This is a genomic window from Streptomyces sp. NPDC005263 (assembly GCF_042872365.1).
Lineage (GTDB): Bacteria > Actinomycetota > Actinomycetes > Streptomycetales > Streptomycetaceae > Streptomyces.
Genome location: NZ_JBIAKJ010000012.1, coordinates 20,020 through 39,178, shown reverse-complemented (window position 1 = coordinate 39,178; position 19,159 = coordinate 20,020). Strand labels below are relative to the sequence as shown.

Sequence of the window (19,159 nt, the reverse complement as noted above, 5' to 3'; positions counted from 1 at the left end):
CCGGGCCCGACATCCCCCGTTCCCCCGTTCCCCCGTCCCCGTCCGCGATGGCTATTCGGTCGCGATCGCGTTCAGGACGTTCATCCGGCCCGCCCGGAAGGCCGGGACCAGCGCGGCGAACAGGCCCACGAAGGCGGAGCCGATGAAGACGCCGATGATCGTCGGCCAGGGGATCTCAAGGACGTTCAGGCCCTCCAGGGCGAGCAGCTTCTGGGCCGTCGCGCCCCAGCCCATGCCCAGGCCGAGGCCCAGCAGGGCGCCGAAGAGGGCGATCACCACCGACTCCATGCGGATCATGCGGCGCAGCTGGCGGCGGGAGAGGCCGATGGCCCGCATCAGGCCGATCTCCCTGGTCCGCTCGACCACCGACAGCGCCAGGGTGTTCACCACTCCCAGGATCGCCACGATGATCGCCAGGGCGAGCAGGCCGTAGACCATGTTCAGGAGCTGGCCGATCTGGTCCTTCAGTTCCTGCTTGTAGTCGGTCTGGTCGCGGACCTGGTACTGCGGGTAGGCGTGCATCGACTTCTTCAGCGCCGCGTACGCCTGCTCCGCCTGACCGTCCTTGGCCTTGGCGAACATGATCATGTTGGGCGGGATCTGGCCCGCCGGGACGTACATCCGCATCGTGTCGATGCTGATGTAGCGCGCGCCCTGGTCGATGGCGGTGTCGTCGTCCGTGATGGCCGCGACCTTGAGCTTCGCCGTCCTGCCGCCCTTGAAGGCGACGGAGATGGTGTCGCCGACGTGCACACCGTGCTTGTCGGCGTAGTCGGAGCCGACCGCCATGGCGTTCTTGCCGTAGGCGGCGGACAGGTCACCGGCCGTGGTCGGGCGGCGCAGGTCCTGGGCGTACGTCGGGTCGGCGGCCGTCACTCCGGAGTCGTCGGTCTTGCCGTCGGGCGAGGTCAGGGTGGCCTCGAGGTCCTTGTAGCGGGTGACGTGGGCCAGGCCCGGGGTGTTCTGCATGGCCTTCTCGGCCTGCGGGACGATCCGCTGGTTGCCCTGGACGATGAAGTCCGCGCCGACCGACTTGTCGAGTTCGCTGGTGGCCGAGGCGACCATGGAGGAGCCGACCACCGACAGGCAGGCCACCAGGGCCAGGCCGATCATCAGGGCCGCGCCGGTGGCGCCGGTGCGGCGCGGGTTGCGCAGGGCGTTGCGCTCGGCCAGCCTTCCGACCGGGCCGAAGGCCCGCAGCAGCACCGCGCTGATCGCCCGGACGACACCGCCGGCCAGCAGCGGGCCGATGACGACGAAGCCGATCAGGGACAGCACCACACCGGCGCCGAGCATCAGCGCGCCGTCGCTCGCCTTGTCGGCGGCGGCCGCCATGAACAGGGCGGCGGCACCGGCGGCCGTCAGCACCAGCCCGATCACGCCGCGCACCAGGCCGGCCCTGCCGTCGGCCGGCGTGCCCGCGTCGCGCAGCGCGGCCATCGGGGAGACCTTGCCCGCCCGGCGGGCCGGCAGGTAGGCGGCGAGGACGGTGACCACGACGCCCAGGACCACACCGGCGACCGGGGTGGTCGCCTTCACGGTCAGGTCGTCGGTGGAGAGGTTCATGCCGGCCGCCGACATCAGCTTCATCAGGCCGATGGCGATGCCGACTCCGGCGCCCACGCCCAGGATCGAGCCGACGACACCGAGCAGCAGCGCCTCGACCAGGACCGAGCGGTTGACCTGCTTGCGGGAGGAGCCGATCGCCCGCATCAGGCCGATCTCCCGGGTGCGCTGGGCGACCAGCATGGAGAAGGTGTTGATGATCAGGAAGATGCCGACCAGGAACGCGATCCCGGCGAAGCCGAGCATGGCGTACTTGATGACGTTCATGAACTCGCCGACGTCCTTGCGGTTCTCGTCGGCGTTCTCCTTGGCCGTCTGGATCTTGTACGTGCCGTCCAGGGCCTGGGTGACGTGCTGCTTGAGCTGTGCGTCGGCGACTCCGGACTCGGCGTCCACGTAGATCTGGGTGAACCGGCCGGTGGCGCCGAGGAGTTCACGCTGGGCGGTGGCCGTGTCGAAGTAGAAGACGGAGGCACCGGGGTTGGTCACCTTGAAGGTGGCGATGCCGACGATCTTCGCCTTGAAGTCGCCGGTCTGCGCGATGGTGCGCAGTTCGTCGCCCATCTTCAGGTCGTGCTTGTCGGCGGTGTCGGCGTCGACCATCACCTCGGTCGGGCCCCGCGGGGCGTGTCCGGAGGTGATCTCCATGGACCGCAGGTCGCTCCTGGTCCAGTTTCCGGCGATCGTCGGGGCGCCGCTGGTGGACCCCATGTTGTCGTTGTCGCGGTCGACGACGGTCACGTTCATCGAACTGACCGCGCCCTCCGCCGACTTGACGCCGTCCGCCTTCTCGACCTGCGTCAGCAGGGAGGCCGGCAGGGACTCGGGCTTGCCGTTCTGCGGGGTGTCGTCGCTCTTGGCCTCCTTGGGGGAGACCGTGACGTCGGACGCGGTCGTCGCGAAGAGCTTGTCGAACGTCGTGTTCATGGTGTCGGTGAAGACGAGCGTGCCGCAGACGAAGGCGACCGACAGCAGGACCGCCACCGCCGACAGGGCCATGCGTCCCTTGTGCGCGAAGAAGTTGCGCATCGAGGTCTTCAGGACGGTCATGACGTGCGCCCCCGGGCGTCGAAGTCCTTCATGCGGTCCAGGACGGCGTCCGCGGTCGGCTTGTGCATCTCGTCGACGATCCGGCCGTCGGCGAGGTACAGCACCCGGTCCGCGTACGAGGCGGCCACCGGGTCGTGGGTGACCATCACGATGGTCTGGCCCAGTTCGTCCACCGACCGGCGCAGGAAGCCCAACACCTCTGATCCGGCACGGGAGTCGAGGTTTCCGGTGGGCTCGTCCCCGAAGATGATCTCGGGTCGGGCGGCCAGCGCCCGGGCCACCGCGACCCGCTGCTGCTGGCCTCCGGACAGCTGGGTGGGCCGGTGCTTGAGCCGGTCGGAGAGCCCGACGGTGTCGACGACCCGGCCCAGCCAGGCCTGGTCCGGCTTGCGGCCCGCGATGTCCATGGGAAGCGTGATGTTCTCCAGCGCGTTCAGCGTGGGCAGCAGGTTGAACGCCTGGAAGATGAACCCGATCCGGTCCCGGCGCAGTTGGGTGAGCTTCTTGTCCTTCAGGCCGGTGATCTCGGTGTCGTCCAGGTAGATCTGTCCGGACGTGACGGTGTCGAGACCGGCGAGGCAGTGCATCAGGGTGGACTTGCCGGACCCCGAGGGGCCCATGATCGCGGTGAACTGGCCGCGGGCGATGTCCACGTCGACGGTGTCGAGCGCGACGACACGGGTCTCGCCGGTGCCGTAGGCCTTCACGACCTGCCGCGCCCGCGCGGCAACGGCCGTACGCCCTCCAGTGCCCCCGTGCCTGGGAATGGTCACAGCCGATGTCACGGTATGTCTCCTAAGTCGGTCAGTGCGAGTCGGTGTTCAGCCACGGGTCGAGCGGTGGGTGAACGTGCGGTGCAGCAGGTGGAGCGCGGGATGAAGTGCTGACGTCGATGAGTCTGGCCCCCGGAGGGGGCCCGGCGCGCTGGTGCTCAGCGCAGTCTTTCCCTGAGGAAAACCCCACCCCCGCCGGTGTGGTGAACCGCCCCCCAGCGGCATAGAGCCAGGTTATGGACGCGCCCGTGCCGTCTCATCCTCCGGCGGTACGAACCCTCCCCGAGCCGTAGTACGGAGGTCCCCCTAGGGGGCCTCCACCGAGGGGTGGATGCGCTCTCGGGGTCGGCTCCACCCTCCGGCCCACCCAGGCTCCACCCTGCCGTGGCGTGAGGGTCAAGCCCTCCCGCGATCTCGGGCGGGATGGGAAGCTGTCCCGCGGCAGATAGATGCAGGGGGAAGGAATCCGCGTGGGCGATACGAGACCGGCGATACGCGAAGCCGGGCGGGACACCGCACCCGACCGGCGCGGCGCGGTCGTCGCCGCCCTGATGCTCGCGATGGCGCTGGCCGCCCTCGACGCCACCATCGTCTCCACGGCCGTACCGCAGATCGTCGGCGACCTCGGCGGCTTCTCGGTGTTCTCCTGGCTGTTCTCCGGCTACCTGCTCGCGGTGACGGTGACCCTGCCGGTGTACGGGAAGCTCTCCGACACTTTCGGCCGCAAACCGGTGCTGGTCGCGGGCGCGGTCCTGTTCCTGGTGGGCTCCCTGCTGTGCGCGCTGGCCTGGAACATGGGCGCGCTGATCGCGTTCCGGGTCGTGCAGGGCCTGGGCGGCGGCGCCCTCCAGGGCACGGTGCAGACCCTCGCCGCCGACCTGTACCCCCTCAAGGACCGCCCGAAGATCCAGTCCAAGCTGTCCACGGTGTGGGCGGTGTCGGCGGTCGCGGGGCCCGGGGTCGGCGGGCTGCTGGCGGCGTACGCGGACTGGCGCTGGATCTTCCTGGTGAACCTGCCGATCGGGGCGGTGGCCCTGTGGCTGATCGTCCGGTACCTGCACGAGCCGGAGCGGGAGACGCGGGCCCGCGCGCGGGTGGACTGGGCGGGCGCGCTGGCCGTGTTCGCGTGCGGCGGGGTGCTGCTGACCGCCCTGGTGCAGGGCGGGGTGGCGTGGCCGTGGCTGTCGGGGCCCTCGCTCGCCCTGTTCGGGGCGGGGCTCGCGCTGGCCGGGCTGGTCGTCGTCATCGAACGCCGGGCCGCCGAGCCGATCATCCCCGGGTGGGTGTGGCGCCGCCGGACGATCGCCGCGGTCAACCTCGCCCTCGGCGCGCTGGGCCTGCTGATGGTGGCGCCGAGCGTGTTCCTTCCGACGTACGCGCAGTCGGTGCTGGGACTGACGCCGGTGGCCGCCGGGTTCGTGCTGTCCGTGTGGACGCTGAGCTGGCCCGTCTCGGCCGCCCTCAGTCAGCACGTGTACCGGCGTATCGGCTTCCGCAACACGGCGATGCTGGGCATCGGCACGGCGACGCTGCTCCTGTTCGCCTTCCCCTTCCTGCCGTATCCCGGTGAGGCCTGGCAGCCGGCCCTGCTGATGCTGCTGCTCGGCGGCGCGCTCGGCCTCTTCCAGCTTCCGCTCCTGGTGGGCGTCCAGTCGACGGTCGGCTGGGCGGAACGCGGCACGACGACGGCGTCCGTGCTGTTCTGCCGGCAGACCGGCCAGACGGTGGGCGCTGCGCTGTTCGGGGCGGTCGCCAACGGTGTGCTCGCGTCGCGGCTCGGCGGCGCCGGCGACCTGGACTCGGTGACGCGCGCCCTGGACGGGGACCACGCGCCCGAGGCCACCCGCCGGGCCGTCGCGGACGCGGTGCACGCCGTCTACCTGGGCGCGTCCTGCGCGGCGGCGGTGGCGTTCCTGGTGCTGCTGTTCCTGGCGCCGCGCAGGTTCCCGGTACTCAAGGACTGACGTGCCAGAAGTGTCAGGGCAGCCGTACGGAGACCTCGGGGTTGTCCGGTGACGGTCCGTCCAGCAACGGCTGGGCGATGCCCTTCAGCTGCTGGTCGAAGAAGGCGGCGAGGTACGCGCGCGTGAGGGCCTCCCCGCGTTCGAAGGGAAGCGACGCGGTGTCGGGGATGCCGACCAGCTCGGCGAGCAGGGGTACGTCCGTGAAGGAGCCGTGGTCGGCTCCTTCCACCGTCAGCCAGCGTTTCCAGCCGTCCAGGTGGGCCCACCCCTCGTTCCAGGTCTTGTCGGTGGTCCTGTCCTTCGCGCCGAACATCAGGAAGGGGCGGCCGTCGAGGCCGTTGCCGGGAACGGGCGCGAACATGGTGCCGTCCATGTTCGCCCCGGCCCGCACGCGGGAGTCGGCGGCCATGGTGGCGACGGCGGAGGCGCCCCCGATGGAGTGCCCGGCCATGCCGATCCGCCGCGGGTCGATCATGCGGGCGTGCCGCCAGGCGGGGTGACGGCCGGTCAGCCGGTCGAGCACGAAGGACACGTCCACCGCCCGGCTCTCGGCGACGGCCCGGAGGCCGAGCTCGGGCAGCTTGTCGCATATCGCACAGGGCAGGGTGGTGCCGTCGGGCAGGGTCGTCCCGGCGTTCTCGTAGGGGTGGTCGACCAGCGCGACGACGTATCCCCGGCTCGCCAGGTCCTCGGCGAGGCCGGTGAGCGTGGCACGCGGGAAGGTGAACCCGGGTGAGAGCACCAGCAGGGGGAACCGGCCGCCCAGGGGGCGCGCGCCGGGGTGCGACCAGGTGCGGACGCCGCTGATCACCTCGGGCGGGACGGTGACGTCCGGAGCCCTCAGTTCCAGCAGGAGGCGGGCCTCCTCGGTGGTCATGTACGGCGCCGTCGGGCCGGCTGTGCCGCGCCGAGCGGGGTAGTACATCGACACCATCAGCTGCCGCGCGCCGGCGGCGGGCACCCAGGGGTCGGGACGGTCGGCGTCGACGAGGTGGAGCGAGTCGCGACCGACGGCGTACGGGCCGGTGGGACGGGGGAGCTGGGCCGACGCGGAGACGGACGCGGTGGAGGCCGTCGAGTTCGCTGTGGTCGCGGAGGCGGCACCGGCCAACGGCAGGGTCAGGGTGAGCGCGAGCACGGCGGTCGCGGCCGTGGCTAAGCGGCGTGATCTGGTCATACCGAGGACGCTAGGCCGCGGGACACGGGCCTGACATCACCCCTCGGTCTCGTCAGCACGTGGTCCCGTAGTCCTACGGGACCCCTTACCTCAGACCGACGGCCGAGCGTCCCGTCCACCCCCTCGGTCCACCCCCGGTCCGCCGCCCCCCCCGTCCGCAGCCTCCGCGCCCGCCCGCAAACACCCACGACACCCGCCCTCGCCGTGCGTACCCTGACCCCCATGCCGAACCTGGAACGCCTGCGGGCCGATCACGCGGACGCGCTGCTCGCCTTCGAGCGGGCCAACCGCGGCTACTTCGCACGGTCCATCCCGGATCGCGGGGACGCGTACTTCGAGGAGTTCGCCGCCCGGCACAAGGCCCTCCTCGCCGAACAGGACGCCGGGCTCTGCCACTTCCACGTCCTGGTGGACGAGGACGGCGAGTTGGTCGGCCGGGTCAACCTGGTGGACGTGGCCGCCGGATGCGCCGAACTCGGTTACCGCGTCGGCGAGTCGGCGGCGGGGCACGGGGTCGCGACGGCGGCCGTCCGGGACGTGTGCCGGCTGGCGGGGACGGCGTACGGCCTGGTCTCCCTCACCGCGCGGGCCACCCTCGACAACCCGGCGTCGCGCACCGTCCTGGAGCGCAACGGGTTCACCGAGACCGGGCCGATCACCCTCAACGGCCGCCCGGGCGTCCGCTACCTGCGCACCGGACTCACCGACTGACTCCCTCGGCCCCCTCACTCCAGCGCGGCCCGCCCCGTGAGCGCCGTCAGGCTGTTGCGTACGTGGTCCATCTCCGTCCGCAGCTCGTCCCACCGGTCGCCGTGGTCGCGCAGCACCTGTTCCGTCTCCCGGGCGATCCGCTCCTCCAGCACCCGGGCCTCCGCGATCACCTCGGTCGCCCGCGCCCGCGCCTCGTCCGGCAGCCGTCGCGCCAACAGCTCCGCGTCGGCGTACGCCTGCTTCGCCTCGGACAGCGCGGCCTCGGCCCGCGCCCCCCGCTCCACGGTCCGGGCCGCCAGCGCGGCCAACTGCTCCGCGGCCTCCCGCTCGGCGTCGGCCCACCGCCGGGCGTGCTCCTTCTCCTGTTCGCCGAGCAACCCGTCGGTGCGCTGCCGCAGCTCCCGCACCGCGGACAGCGCCTCCGCGCGCTCCTCCTTCACTTCACGCCGGGCGCCGGTCCAGATCTCCTCAGCCGCGGCGCGCGCCGCCAGCAGCCGTTGCCGGGCGCGTTCCTCGGCCTCGGCGCGTACGGAGTCGGCCTGCGCCTGCGCGGCCTCGCGCACGCCGTCCACCCGCGCCCGCGCCTCCTCCACCAGGCGCCGCGCCTCCTGCCGCGCGCCCTCCCGCAACGCCGCGGCCTGCTCCTGCCCGAGTTCGAAGAGCCGCCGCGCGTTCTCACCGAGCGTCTCGTAGGTCTGCGGGGCGAGCGCCGCCACGGTCTCCCGCAGCTCGGCCACCTGCGCCTCCATCTGCTTGGCGAGCACGGTCAGCCGGGCGGCGCGTTCCCAGGCCGCGTCCCGGTCCCGGGAGAGGGCATCGGCGTACGCGTCGACCTGCTCGGGACGGTAGCCGCGCCCTCGTCCGGCCACGAACCCCCGTGCCGAGACCGATGCGCTGCTCATCCTGGACCCCTCTCCGCCGAACGGATGCGACATGATGATTTCGCGCACATCTTGATATATCGGACGTAAGTGTTCATAACGCGACACTCCGAGGGCGGGTTACGGCCGCACACCGCACACATGAGCGACAGGTGCGCACACGGTCGGCAGGCGCGCACACAAAAGGGCCGGACCCGGTCACTCGACCGGGTCCGGCCCTCTCCCGACGCGGTGCGCGTCAGCGTCGTCGCGTCACAGCAGTCCGTCCCACATCTGCTCCAGCAGCACGGACCACCAGCTCTCCGGCGAACCGAGCGCCGCCGGATCGAGGGAGGCCAACTGGGCCTGGAAGTCCACGCTCCACCGGCCCGCCTGCTCCTGGTTCAGCCCGAACCTGAGCCGCCACATCCGCCCCAGCAGCGCCAGGCACCGCTGGAACTCCGGCAGCCCCGTGTTCACGAACTGCGGCGGTACGGGAGCGCCGCCCGGCCCCGCCTCCACGGGCACGGCCACGATGTTCGCCGTGCCGTACTGCACGCAGATCGCCTTGCCGAAGTCACTGCCCATGACGAGGTACGAGCCCGCGTCCGCGGACGGCTGCACCCCGCGCTCGGCCGCCAACTCCGCCAGCGTCGGCACCGGCCGGCCCGGCTGGGCCTGCGCCCAGAAGAACGGTCCCATGTCCGTCGGCAGGCCCGCCACCACCAGCGAGTGCGCCACCACCGGCGGCACACCCTGCCGGGACACCGCGCCCTGCTCGAACCGGAACAGCCCCGGCCCGAACGCCCCGGCCAGCTCCTGCGCCACGCCCTCCGGCGGAATCGGCGGCGCCGGCTGCACCTGCGGCAGCGCGGCGCGAACCGGAGCGGGACGGGCGGGACCGTCGGCCACCTGGTGCAACTCGCCCTGGTGCGCGATCAGTTGCCGCATGCCCTGCTGTCGGCTCGCGTGATCCGTGCCGTACGGGGCGATGCTCGCGAGCCGGGCCTGCGGCCACTGCTCCCGGATCATCCGCGCGCAGTACGCACCCGGCAGCTCGCACGACTCCAACTCCGTGTGCAGCTCCAGTACCTGGTCCGGCGGCACGTTCATGGCCCGCAGCTCGTGGAAGATCTGCCACTCCGGGTGCGGTGTCCCCGGCGCCGAACGCCGGATCAGCTGCTGCTCGGAACCGTCCTGCGCGCGGTAGCGCAGAACGGCCTGGTACCCGGGCCCGACCGTCGGCTGCCCCTGCGGCGGATAGCCGTACGCCTGCTGCCCGGCCCCCGGCGGGGGCGGCGGCATTGCGCCGGGCGGCGGAGGCGGCATGGCGCCCGGCGGGGGCGGCGGCGGCATCGCACCCGGCGGCGGCATGGCGCCCGGCGGCGGAGGCGGTGGCATCGCACCCGGCGGCGGCATCGCGCCGGGCGGCATCGGCTGGGGCGCGCCCGGCGGCATCGGCTGGGAGACGCCGGGCGGTGCCATGCCCGGGGCACCCGGGCCGCCGGGAGCACCGGGAGGCGGTGGCGGGGGTGCGCCGGGTGCGCCTGCCGGGGGCCCGGACAGCACGGTCTCCGCGTGGTGCACAGCCCCGCGCGGGCCTCCGGATGAGCCCTGGGCAGCGGGGGCACCCGGGTGCTGGGGCGCGCCGGGCGCCCCGGGAGGCTGCGGCGCGCCAGGGGCGCCCGGAGCACCGGGCGGGTGGGGCGCACCGGGCGGCGCGCCCGCGCCGGGGCCGGTCCGGCTCGGGTCGGCGAGCATCGTGGCGGCCTGGTGGACACCGCCGGGAGGCGTCCCGCCGGGCGCCCCCGGAGCACCGGGAGCCCCCGGCGCGCCCGGAGCGGGAGGTACCGGGGGAGCCCCCGGCCCTGCGGCGGGCGGCCCCTCGGGACCGTCGGGACCGTCAGGACCGAGCGCCGACACGAGTTGCGTAGGCACATACCCGCCCGCCGCCGGACCCGCCGGACCCGCAGGTCGCGCCCCCGGCGTACCTGGGGCGCCCGGCGGAGGCGGCGGGTTCGCGCCCGCACCGCGCGCCCGCCGCATCGGAGGCTCCGCCTTGCTCGTGGCGGCGTCGGCGATGTCCCCGGCGTTCGGAGCGAGCGGCCGTCCCGGCGCAACGGCGCCCGGGGCGGGAGGCTGCGGGGCGGGCGGCTGCGGGGCGGGAGGCTGCGGTGCCCCACCGTCGGCCCCCTGCGGATACCCGTACGCGGGCCCACCGGGAGCGACCGACGGCGGCGCGGGCGGCTGGGTACCGGCCATCCCGGCACCACCAGGCCCCTGCGGATACCCGTAGGAAGATCCATCCGGAACCCCGGGCGCACCCGATGTCCCCGCCCCCGACGCGTTCGGGTCGTCCACCGCCGGCGCTTCCGCCGTCCTCGGGAGTCCGCTGCCGCCCGACATCAGTGCCGTCTGGGCGTCCGGCGGCGCCGCGGGCGGCTGGGCCGCGTCGTCGGAACCGCTCAGCGGCGGCGCGAACACCGTCGCCGGCAGCGGTACCGAACGGTCCTCGCCGGCATCCGCGTTCGTGTCCGTCCCGGCCCACGGCGTCGCCCCGGGCGGCACAGCCGGCGCCTCGGCGGGCCCGCCGGAAGCCCCGGAGGCACCGGAACCCGCCGCGGCCGCGGCACCCACACCTCCGGGCCCGGCCTGCGTCCGGGCAAGCTCCCCCGCCCCACCGACCGAAGCTGAACCGGAAGCAGAACCCGGCTCCGCGCCCGCACCCGCCGACGCGGACCCAGACGCAGACGCAGACGCAGACCCAGACGCCCCCGCCCCCCGCTGATCCGGAATCCCCAGCTTGTCCGCCGCCTCCTGCAACCACTCCGGCGGACTCAGCAGGAAGGACGTCTGGTTCAGGTCCACCCGGGCCGCGGGCGCCGGCGCCTGCTGGTCCGCCGGGTCGGGACGGCCGTACTCCTCCTCGTAGCGACGGATCACCTCACCCACGGGCAGCGAGGGCCACAGCGTGGCCTCCCCGCTGTCCCGCGCGATCACCAGCCGTTGCCTGCCGCCGTCGCCGCGGGGCCCGTCCGCGCGGTCCTCGGCCCACACCACGAAGCCGCGCTCGAACTCCCGTACCCGCACCTCACGCTGCTGGTACGACGGCACATCCCCGTTGATCCACTCTTCCGCGCGCTCCTGCGCCTGCGCGAACGTCACCATCGCTGAGCTCACTCCCCCACGGAAGAGACGGGAACGGACCGCGCGAACCCGCCGTCCACCATCAGGTTCGCCACGGTCTCCAACTCGGGCGGGTTGCCCGCCAGTCGCGCCAGGAAGACGTCGAAGTCCTCACCGCACGGCAGCAACAGCCGCTCCACCCGCTCGGCCGGCGGCAGCCCCGGGTCCACGTCCCGCGCGTCGTCGTACGCGCAGAACCACACTGTGCCGATCCGGTCGCCCTTCACCTTCACGGCCAGCAGACCGCCCTGCACGAACCCGACGCCCAGGTAGTCCTTGGTCAGATGGTCCCGCAGGCACTTGTTGACGTACACGAGGTCATTGACCGCCGCCTCGTCGCGCACCGTGAAGAACGGCTGGTCCACCAGCAGTCCCAGTTCCGCGTCCAGCGCCGCGCCGACCGGCGCGCAGCCGCCCGCCGCCTTCAGGAACGCCCGGTACGCACCCGGCAGCCGGTAGCCGAGGTCCTCCTCGACGCCCTGCACCTGTGCCTCCGTCACCGCCACCCCCGACTTCGGCAGCCGGACGTGCGCGGGGCGCGTCTCCTGCAGCGGCCTGGTGCCGCGCTTGTCCTGGGCGACCGCCGCCGTGGCGATGCCACCGTGGTGCCGCAGCAGCGCCTTGACCTCGACCGGAACCAACTCCAGCCGCCGGCCGCCGACCACGTGGTGCCACGTCCAGCCGTGCGGCGTGGCCACCGCGGGCACCGTGTCCCACAGTTCGTGCCCGGTCGCCGACAGCGCGGCGTTCGCCGACACGTAGTCCGTCAGCCGCAGTTCGTCGACGCCGAAGCCGGCCGGCGGCTCGGCGATGTCCACCGCCGCCCGCGCGTAGGCGGAGAAGTCGGGGTAGCCGCGCTCGTCGATCCGTACCCCTCTGGGGTGACGGGCCGCCCGGACCGGATCCGGGAAGTGCACGACCTGCCCGGCGTAGGCCGCGTTCGGCGGCGCGGCTTGTCCCCCGGCCTGGCGGCCGGGAGGTGCCCCCAGCCCGAGCCGACCTGTCGTCATGGCGGTTGCCCCCTGCGGCATTCTGTACGACCCGTAGTGGTCGGCATTCCGCCACTACGCCCCGTATCGACTGTCTCGTCCGTCACGACGTCCGTCTCGACCCCTGTCTCGACGCCCGCCCCGACTCTCTCCACGTCCGTCCACGCGTTGACCGCGTGGATCGCGGTGCCGACAGCCTATGCGGTACGGCAAGACCGGTCACCGGGCACCGGCCAGGGCCCTCCACTTCCGTGACCAGCCGTCACCCTGCTGTGACGGCACGCCCGAACACGGGCGTGTCGCGCCGCCCCAGCTTCCGCACCAGCCACGCCATTTGGCAGTCTGTGTCAGCCGGGGCCTGCCCGGGAGGGGATGACGATCATGAACGCTACGCAGACGGGACCGCACCCAGGACCGCGACCAGGCACGTCCGCAGACCCACGGACCAGCACGCAAGCGGGCCAGCACCCGGGAGCCCCGACGGGGCCCCACACCGGATCCCAGACCGAATCACAGCCCGGGCCGCAGACCGGACAGCAGACCGGATCACCGGCCGTGCCGCAGCCGGGAGCGGAGCCCGGATCGCAGCCCAGACCGCACAACGGCCCGCACAACGGCCCGCCGTTCGGCCCGTCCGGAGACCCCAGAATCGGCTGGAGCAGCACCGAGACCCCGCACGCCCCCGCCCTGCGGCACCGTCGCGACGGCATACTCCCCACCGTCGCCGCCGCCCTCTCCGTCCGCGGCGTCACCCTGACCGGCACCGCCGCCCGCGGCGACCAGCCGCCCGCCCTGCACCCCCTGGTCCAGGACTTCCTCGACACCCTCCCGAGCGCACAGCGGGACCGCTTCACCGGCCGCTGCGCCGAGGCCATGCTGCTGTCCCGGCACATCGCCGCCGTCGACGCCGCCCGCAGCAAGCGAGCCGCCCGCAAGCCGATGACCAACGGCGAGGCCCGCAAGGCTCTCAAGCAGGCGAAACTCACCACCCGGCGCATCCGCGAGGACGGCGACCCGCTGCACGGCAGTTTCGCGGCCCCCTGCCGGGCCTGCACGGCGCTCAGCGCCCACTTCGGCATCCGTGTCGTGGACTCCACGCAGGCGGGTGACTGAGCCGCTCACCCACCCGTCACGTACATCCCCGTGCACCGCCACACGTACATCGGCACGTACTACGGCAAGGCGCCTTGACGAACGAAGGGCAGATGCACCCCGACCGCACCTCCACCACGCGCTTCGCCGTACCCGTCGACGCCACCCTGCGGGCCGCCGGCTGGCAGCCGGGGCGCTGGGACATAAAGCAGGCCGAGATCTGGGCCGACACCCTGCGTGAACACGCCTCGCCCGCCGGGCACCGGCACGCCGTCTTCCCCGCCGCCGTCGAGGCCTGGGCCGAGTTCGGCGGTCTGCACCTCGCCCCGACCGGCTCCGGCCGTCAGGTCGCCCCGGTCGCTCTCCACTTCGATCCCCTGCACGGCCTCCACCTGGCCCGTACCCTCGCCGACCTCGGGCGCGCGCTCGGCACCGAGGTCTGCCCCCTCGGCGCCGAGACCGACAGCCAGGCCCTCCTCGCCATCGACACCGAAGGCCGGGTCTACGCCCTCGACCACACCGGCGACTGGTACCTGGGGGCCGACCTCGACCACGCCCTCGCCACGCTCGTCTCGGGCATCGAACCGACCCGCCTCACCACGAGCTGACCAGCCGCGCCCCGGCTCCCGGCGTCAGGAAGCCGGAATCACCGCCGACACCCGGAAACCCCCCGCGTCCGTCGGACCGGACACGAACACCCCGCCCAGCGCGAGAACCCGCTCCCGCATGCCCACCAGCCCGTTGCCCCCCGACGGCAACCGCGCGGCGGCCGCGGCGGCCACCTCGTCCGGGGGGTCGTTCTCGACCTGCATCGCGATCTCCGCCACCCGGTGAGCCAGCCGTACGTGCGTCTTCGCCCCCGCCGCGTGCTTGTGGACGTTCGTCAACGCCTCCTGCACCACCCGGAACGCCGTCTGCTCGATCTCCGCCGCGTACTCCCGCGAGTCCCCGTCCACCGACAGCTCGACGACCATCCCCGCGGCCGCCGACTGCCCCACCAGCACATCCAGATCCGCCAGCCACGGCCCGTCCGCCGCGCTCTCGTCGTCCGCGGCCCGTGAGGCCGCCGCCGCGGCCGCCGCCCCCACCGCCGCCAACGGCACCCCCTCACGCGGCGTCGGCGCGCCGCTGCGCAGCACACCGAGCATCTCCCGCAGCTCGGTCAGCGCCTGGCGTCCCATGTCGCCCACGAGCGCCGCGTTCTTCACGGCCTTCTCGGGGTCCTTGCGGGCGACCGCCTGGAGCGCGGCCGCGTGCACCACCATCAGGCTCACCCGGTGCGCGACGACGTCATGCATCTCCCGCGCGATCCGGGTCCGCTCCTCGCCCCGCGCCCACTCGGCCCGCTCCTCGGCCCGCTCCGCGAGCAACTGGAGCTCCCGCTCCAGACTGTCCGCGCGCTCCCGCAAGCTCTCCATCAACCGGCGCCGGGCCCCCACGTACAGGCCAAGCAGCAGCGGCGGCGCGGTCAGCCCCAGCGAGGTCGTGATCGACGCGAAGGGGACGAACCAGTCCCCTATCGTCAGGTCACCCCGGGCCATGTCCTGCCGCACTCGCACGAACGTCACGATCAGCGTGCCCAGCAGCGACATGCCCGCAAGCGAGCCGATGATCCGGCGCGGCAGCTCCGACGCGGCCAGCGTGTACAGGCCGACGATGCCCATCAGGAAGCCCATCTGGGCGGGAGTGATCGCGATCGACACCAGCACGACCGCGATCGGCCACCGGCGCCGCAGCACCAGCACCGAGCCGGCCAGCAGCCCGAACACGATCCCCACCGGCAACGGGATCCCCGCGTCCCGCGCGAACGGAATGCCCTCCACGGCACACTCCACCGCGGACACCAGTGCCAGACCCACGTCCAGCACCGCGCTGCGCCACCTCACCCACCACCACGGCGGCCCTTTCTCGGCCGCCGCGTGCAGTTCCCCCGTCGTGGTCATGCCCTCCAGCCTACGGTCGCCGGGCGCCCCTTTTCCGGTGAGTTTCCGTGACTGACCCGCACCACACTCCGTGACCGACCGGCGACGAATCCGCCCGCTATCCCTCGAACTGCTGATTCGATCACCGTTCGACCCTGGAAGATCGGATTCCGCTACCCGGCGCATCGACGCGTATCGACATGGAGCGTCGCGTGGAGGGTGCACCGTCGCACGGAAGGCTCTCGGTACGGCATAGTGTTGGGTGCCGACTCGACGATCTCGCCGGTGCGCGGTTCGGTCGAGCGTCATTCCCCCGTGGTGTAATTGGCAGCACTGTGGCTTTTGGTGCCATCTGTCCGGGTTCGAGTCCTGGCGGGGGAGCAACGGCCGGTCCGGGCCCTGACAGCGTCAGGGCCCTTCCTCATATCTTCTACGAAACGCCCCGGTATCCTGCGGATGACCAACCCCACCCCAGAAGCCGAAGGGCAACCCCGTGAGCGCCATTCGCCCGGCAGCCGTCGTCGTTCTCGCAGCGGGTGAGGGCACCCGTATGAAGTCGGCCACACCGAAGGTCCTGCACGACATCTGTGGCCGTTCCCTCGTGGGCCATGTGCTGGCCGCCGCCCGCGAGTTGCAGCCGGAGAACCTGGTCGTGGTCGTGGGCCACGCCCGCGAGAAGGTCACCGCGCACCTCGCCGAGGTCGACACCGAGGTCCGTACGGCCGTACAGGCGCAGCAGAACGGCACCGGGCACGCCGTGCGGATGGCCCTCGACGAGCTGGGCGGCTCGGTGGACGGGACCGTGGTCGTCGTCTGTGGAGACACCCCCCTGCTGACCGGCGAGACGCTCCAGCGGCTCGCCGCGACCCACTCCGCCGACGGCAACGCCGTCACCGTGCTGACGGCCGAGGTGCCGGACGCCACCGGGTACGGCCGGATCGTGCGGGAGGGGGCGTCGGGGCCGGTCACCGCGATCGTCGAACACAAGGACGCGTCCGAGGAGCAGCGCGCGATCCGGGAGATCAACTCGGGTGTGTTCGCGTTCGACGGGCCGTTGCTCGCCGACGCGCTCGGGAAGGTGCGTACGGACAACTCGCAGGGCGAGGAGTACCTGACGGACGTCCTGGGGATTCTGCGCGAGGCCGGTCACCGGGTCGGCGCCTCGGTGGCCGCCGACCACCGTGAGATCGCCGGGATCAACAACCGCGTACAGCTGTCCGAGGCGCGGCGGATCCTGAACGACCGGTTGCTGACCCGTGCGATGCTCGCCGGCGTCACCGTCGTCGACCCCGCGACGACGTGGGTCGACGTCACCGTCACCTTCGAGCAGGACGCCACCGTCCAGCCGGGGACGCAGCTGCACGGGTCCACGCATCTCGGCGAGGGCGCCGTGGTCGGCCCCAACAGCCGGCTCACCGACACCCGGGTGGGGGCCGGTGCCCGGGTCGACAACACCGTGGCGGACAGCGCGGAGGTCGGTCCGCAGGCGACCGTGGGGCCGTTCGCCTACCTGCGTCCCGGCACCCGGCTCGGACCGAAGTCCAAGGTCGGCACGTACGTGGAGACCAAGAACGCCTCGATCGGCGAGGGGACGAAGGTCCCGCACCTGTCCTACGTCGGTGACGCGACGATCGGTGAGCACACCAACATCGGTGCGGCGAGCGTGTTCGTGAACTACGACGGCCAGGACAAGCACCACACGACGGTCGGCTCGCACTGCCGTACCGGTTCGGACAACATGTTTGTGGCTCCCGTCACGGTCGGGGACGGTGCCTACACCGCCGCCGGGTCCGTGATCACGAAGGACGTGCCGCCCGGTTCGCTGGCCGTGGCCCGCGGTCAGCAGCGGAATATCGAGGGCTGGGTGGCCCGTAAGCGTCCGGGAAGCGCGGCGGCGAAGGCGGCCGAGGCCACATCCCGTCAGGAAGAAAGCGAAGACTGACCGGAAACGGACGCGCCGGGCACGGCGTACCGTGATAGGTGCACACCCGCACCCCACCACCGGAGACGGTCTCTCGCAGCCAGCTGAGACGGCCGTCCGGTACCCGCTGAGAAACCTCTGAGGAGACAGTGCTGTGACCGGGATCAAGACGACCGGCGAGAAGAAGATGATGTTCTTCTCCGGCCGCGCCCACCCCGAGCTTGCCGAGGAGGTCGCCCAGCAGCTGGGTGTCGGGGTCGTCCCGACCAAGGCCTTCGACTTCGCGAACGGTGAGATCTACGTTCGTTACCAGGAGTCGGCTCGTGGTGCGGACTGCTTTGTGATCCAGAGCCACACGGCTCCGATCAACCAGTGGATCATGGAGCAGTTGATCATGATCGACGCGCTGAAGCGGGCCTCGGCCCGCTCCATCACCGTCATCGTGCCGTTCTACGGTTACGCGCGGCAGGACAAGAAGCACCGCGGGCGTGAACCGATCTCGGCGCGTCTGGTCGCGGATCTGATGAAGACGGCCGGGGCCGACCGGATCCTGACCGTGGACCTGCACACCGACCAGATCCAGGGGTTCTTCGACGGGCCCGTCGACCACCTCTTCGCTCTGCCGCTCCTCGCGGACTACGTGGGCACGAAGGTGGACCGGGACAAGCTGACCGTCGTGTCCCCGGACGCCGGACGGGTGCGGGTCGCCGACCGCTGGTGCGACCGGCTGGGCGCGCCGCTCGCCATCGTGCACAAGCGGCGCGACAAGGACGTGGCGAACCAGGTGACCGTCCACGAGGTCGTGGGTGAGGTCAAGGGCCGGGTGTGTGTGCTGGTCGACGACATGATCGACACCGGCGGCACGATCTGCGCCGCCGCGGACGCCCTGTTCGCGCACGGTGCCGAGGACGTCATAGTGACGGCCACCCACGGTGTGCTCTCCGGTCCGGCCGCGGACCGGCTGAAGAACTCCCGGGTGAGTGAGTTCGTCTTCACCAACACGCTGCCCACTCCGGGCGAGTTGAGCAGTGACCTGGACAAGATCACGGTGCTGTCGATCGCGCCGACGATCGCGAGCGCGGTGCGTGAGGTGTTCGAGGACGGCTCGGTGACGAGCCTGTTCGACGAGCAGTAGAGACCGCGGCGGTACCGCGGCGAAGATCCTTTTGGGTACGGCCTCCCCCTCCGAGTAGACTGCCGAAGTTGCTCGGCGAGGGAGGCCGTACCTGTTCGCGCAGGTGGTGGCTGTCCGTTATCGACGCGCTCTTCGTAGCAGGCCGTTCGTGGCCGGGTGACCACGTCCGTCCTAGTTTCACGAGGAGTGATCCACATGTCCGAGGTCAAGATCGCCGCCGCGACCCGCACCGAGTTCGGCAAGGGTGCCGCCCGCCGCATCCGTCGCGACAGCAAGGTTCCCGGCGTTCTGTACGGTCACGGTTCCGACCCGATCCACCTCACGCTTCCCGGCCACGACCTGCTGCTCGCGCTGCGTACGCCGAACGTCCTGATCGCCCTGGACATCGACGGCAAGACCAACGAGCTGGCGATCCCGAAGTCCGTGCAGCGTGACCCGATCAAGGGCTTCCTGGAGCACGTCGACCTGCAGCTGGTCACGCGTGGCGAGAAGGTCAACGTCGAGATCTACGTGCACACCGAGGGCGAGCTGGCCCCGGGCGGCAACCTGCTGGAGCACGTCCTGAACGCGCTTCCGGTCGAGGCCGAGGCCACCCACATCCCCGAGTCGGTCACGGTCTCCATCGAGGGCCTGACCGCCGGTGACTCCATCCTCGCCAAGGACATCCCGCTGCCCTCGGGCACCAAGCTGGGCGTCGACGACGACACCGTCGTCCTGCAGGTCCTGGCCGCGCAGGCCGAGGAGGTCACCGAGGACGAGGCCGAGGGCGACGAGGCCGCCGAGGCCTGATCCTCACCTTCGTCGTTTCGTCAG

General features: G+C 72.2%; 14 protein-coding genes and 1 tRNA gene. 8 read left to right on the top strand and 7 right to left on the bottom strand.

What is annotated here, in order from left to right; all coding sequences use genetic code 11:
- Window positions 1-51 precede the first annotated feature (51 nt).
- Complete coding sequence (locus ACFYRY_RS37735; RefSeq protein ID WP_389156364.1) at window positions 52-2,616, bottom strand: ABC transporter permease; 2,565 nt, start codon at window positions 2,614-2,616, stop codon at window positions 52-54.
- Window positions 2,613-3,401 carry an ABC transporter ATP-binding protein gene (locus ACFYRY_RS37730; RefSeq protein WP_389156362.1) on the bottom strand — a complete coding sequence of 263 codons (789 nt, stop codon included), beginning with the start codon at window positions 3,399-3,401 and terminating at the stop codon, window positions 2,613-2,615. The genes ACFYRY_RS37735 and ACFYRY_RS37730 overlap by 4 nt, the downstream gene beginning before the upstream one ends.
- A gap of 458 nt (window positions 3,402-3,859) precedes the next feature.
- On the opposite strand from ACFYRY_RS37730, the gene ACFYRY_RS37725 reads away from it, so the two are divergent.
- Window positions 3,860-5,353, top strand: a complete 1,494-nt coding sequence (locus tag ACFYRY_RS37725; RefSeq protein ID WP_389156360.1) for an MFS transporter — start codon at window positions 3,860-3,862, stop codon at window positions 5,351-5,353.
- 13 nt (window positions 5,354-5,366) lie between these two features.
- On the opposite strand, the gene ACFYRY_RS37720 is transcribed toward ACFYRY_RS37725, so the two are convergent.
- The gene (locus ACFYRY_RS37720; RefSeq protein WP_389156358.1) at window positions 5,367-6,530 is read right to left on the bottom strand and encodes an alpha/beta hydrolase family protein; all 1,164 of its coding nucleotides are present in this window, start codon (window positions 6,528-6,530) and stop codon (window positions 5,367-5,369) included.
- 222 nt (window positions 6,531-6,752) lie between these two features.
- Between ACFYRY_RS37720 and ACFYRY_RS37715 the strand changes: the two genes are divergently transcribed.
- Window positions 6,753-7,241, top strand: a complete 489-nt coding sequence (locus tag ACFYRY_RS37715) for a GNAT family N-acetyltransferase (protein ID WP_389156355.1) — start codon at window positions 6,753-6,755, stop codon at window positions 7,239-7,241.
- 14 nt (window positions 7,242-7,255) lie between these two features.
- Here ACFYRY_RS37715 and ACFYRY_RS37710 read toward each other — a convergent pair whose 3' ends face one another.
- From ACFYRY_RS37710 to ACFYRY_RS37700, 3 genes are all read right to left on the bottom strand, one after another.
- Complete coding sequence (locus tag ACFYRY_RS37710; RefSeq protein ID WP_389156352.1) at window positions 7,256-8,143, bottom strand: DivIVA domain-containing protein; 888 nt, start codon at window positions 8,141-8,143, stop codon at window positions 7,256-7,258.
- Window positions 8,144-8,374: 231 nt separating this feature from the next.
- The gene (locus ACFYRY_RS37705; protein WP_389156349.1) at window positions 8,375-11,269 is read right to left on the bottom strand and encodes an SUKH-4 family immunity protein; all 2,895 of its coding nucleotides are present in this window, start codon (window positions 11,267-11,269) and stop codon (window positions 8,375-8,377) included.
- A gap of 8 nt (window positions 11,270-11,277) precedes the next feature.
- Window positions 11,278-12,297 (bottom strand): SMI1/KNR4 family protein, encoded by a 1,020-nt coding sequence (locus ACFYRY_RS37700; protein ID WP_389156346.1) that lies wholly within the window; start codon window positions 12,295-12,297, stop codon window positions 11,278-11,280.
- A gap of 627 nt (window positions 12,298-12,924) precedes the next feature.
- On the opposite strand from ACFYRY_RS37700, the gene ACFYRY_RS37695 reads away from it, so the two are divergent.
- Together ACFYRY_RS37695 and ACFYRY_RS37690 are read left to right on the top strand one after the other, a co-directional pair.
- Window positions 12,925-13,389, top strand: a complete 465-nt coding sequence (locus ACFYRY_RS37695) for a YwqJ-related putative deaminase (protein ID WP_389156699.1) — start codon at window positions 12,925-12,927, stop codon at window positions 13,387-13,389.
- Between the two features lie 92 nt (window positions 13,390-13,481).
- Window positions 13,482-13,976 carry an SUKH-3 domain-containing protein gene (locus ACFYRY_RS37690; RefSeq protein ID WP_389156696.1) on the top strand — a complete coding sequence of 165 codons (495 nt, stop codon included), beginning with the start codon at window positions 13,482-13,484 and terminating at the stop codon, window positions 13,974-13,976.
- Between the two features lie 24 nt (window positions 13,977-14,000).
- Here the strand turns inward: ACFYRY_RS37690 and ACFYRY_RS37685 are convergent, their stop codons facing one another.
- Window positions 14,001-15,311: a sensor histidine kinase gene (locus ACFYRY_RS37685; RefSeq protein ID WP_389156343.1), complete on the bottom strand. Its 1,311-nt coding sequence runs from the start codon at window positions 15,309-15,311 to the stop codon at window positions 14,001-14,003.
- A gap of 288 nt (window positions 15,312-15,599) precedes the next feature.
- Here ACFYRY_RS37685 and ACFYRY_RS37680 point away from each other — a divergent pair.
- From ACFYRY_RS37680 to ACFYRY_RS37665, 4 genes are all read left to right on the top strand, one after another.
- A tRNA-Gln gene (locus tag ACFYRY_RS37680) sits at window positions 15,600-15,671 on the top strand.
- A 112-nt stretch (window positions 15,672-15,783) separates the two neighbouring features.
- Window positions 15,784-17,232, top strand: coding sequence for a bifunctional UDP-N-acetylglucosamine diphosphorylase/glucosamine-1-phosphate N-acetyltransferase GlmU (gene glmU, locus ACFYRY_RS37675; RefSeq protein WP_389156341.1), 1,449 nt, complete (start codon window positions 15,784-15,786; stop codon window positions 17,230-17,232).
- Window positions 17,233-17,365: 133 nt separating this feature from the next.
- A complete protein-coding gene (locus ACFYRY_RS37670) occupies window positions 17,366-18,346 on the top strand; it encodes a ribose-phosphate diphosphokinase (protein WP_389156338.1) in 981 nt (326 codons plus the stop codon).
- Window positions 18,347-18,541: 195 nt separating this feature from the next.
- Entirely contained in the window at window positions 18,542-19,135 is a 594-nt protein-coding gene (locus tag ACFYRY_RS37665) for a 50S ribosomal protein L25/general stress protein Ctc (RefSeq protein WP_389156334.1), read from the top strand.
- Window positions 19,136-19,159: the final 24 nt, after the last annotated feature.

Bases quoted from the DNA above. Each gene is read 5' to 3' on its own strand.
- ACFYRY_RS37735 (WP_389156364.1), bottom strand. From the start codon at position 2,616: ATGACCGTCCTGAAGACCTCGATGCGCAACTTCTTCGCGCACAAGGGA.
- ACFYRY_RS37720 (WP_389156358.1), bottom strand. From the start codon at position 6,530: ATGACCAGATCACGCCGCTTAGCCACGGCCGCGACCGCCGTGCTCGCG.
- ACFYRY_RS37715 (WP_389156355.1), top strand. From the start codon at position 6,753: ATGCCGAACCTGGAACGCCTGCGGGCCGATCACGCGGACGCGCTGCTC.
- ACFYRY_RS37710 (WP_389156352.1), bottom strand. From the start codon at position 8,143: ATGAGCAGCGCATCGGTCTCGGCACGGGGGTTCGTGGCCGGACGAGGG.
- ACFYRY_RS37705 (WP_389156349.1), bottom strand. From the start codon at position 11,269: ATGGTGACGTTCGCGCAGGCGCAGGAGCGCGCGGAAGAGTGGATCAAC.
- ACFYRY_RS37700 (WP_389156346.1), bottom strand. From the start codon at position 12,297: ATGACGACAGGTCGGCTCGGGCTGGGGGCACCTCCCGGCCGCCAGGCC.
- ACFYRY_RS37690 (WP_389156696.1), top strand. From the start codon at position 13,482: ATGCACCCCGACCGCACCTCCACCACGCGCTTCGCCGTACCCGTCGAC.
- ACFYRY_RS37685 (WP_389156343.1), bottom strand. From the start codon at position 15,311: ATGACCACGACGGGGGAACTGCACGCGGCGGCCGAGAAAGGGCCGCCG.
- ACFYRY_RS37665 (WP_389156334.1), top strand. From the start codon at position 18,542: ATGTCCGAGGTCAAGATCGCCGCCGCGACCCGCACCGAGTTCGGCAAG.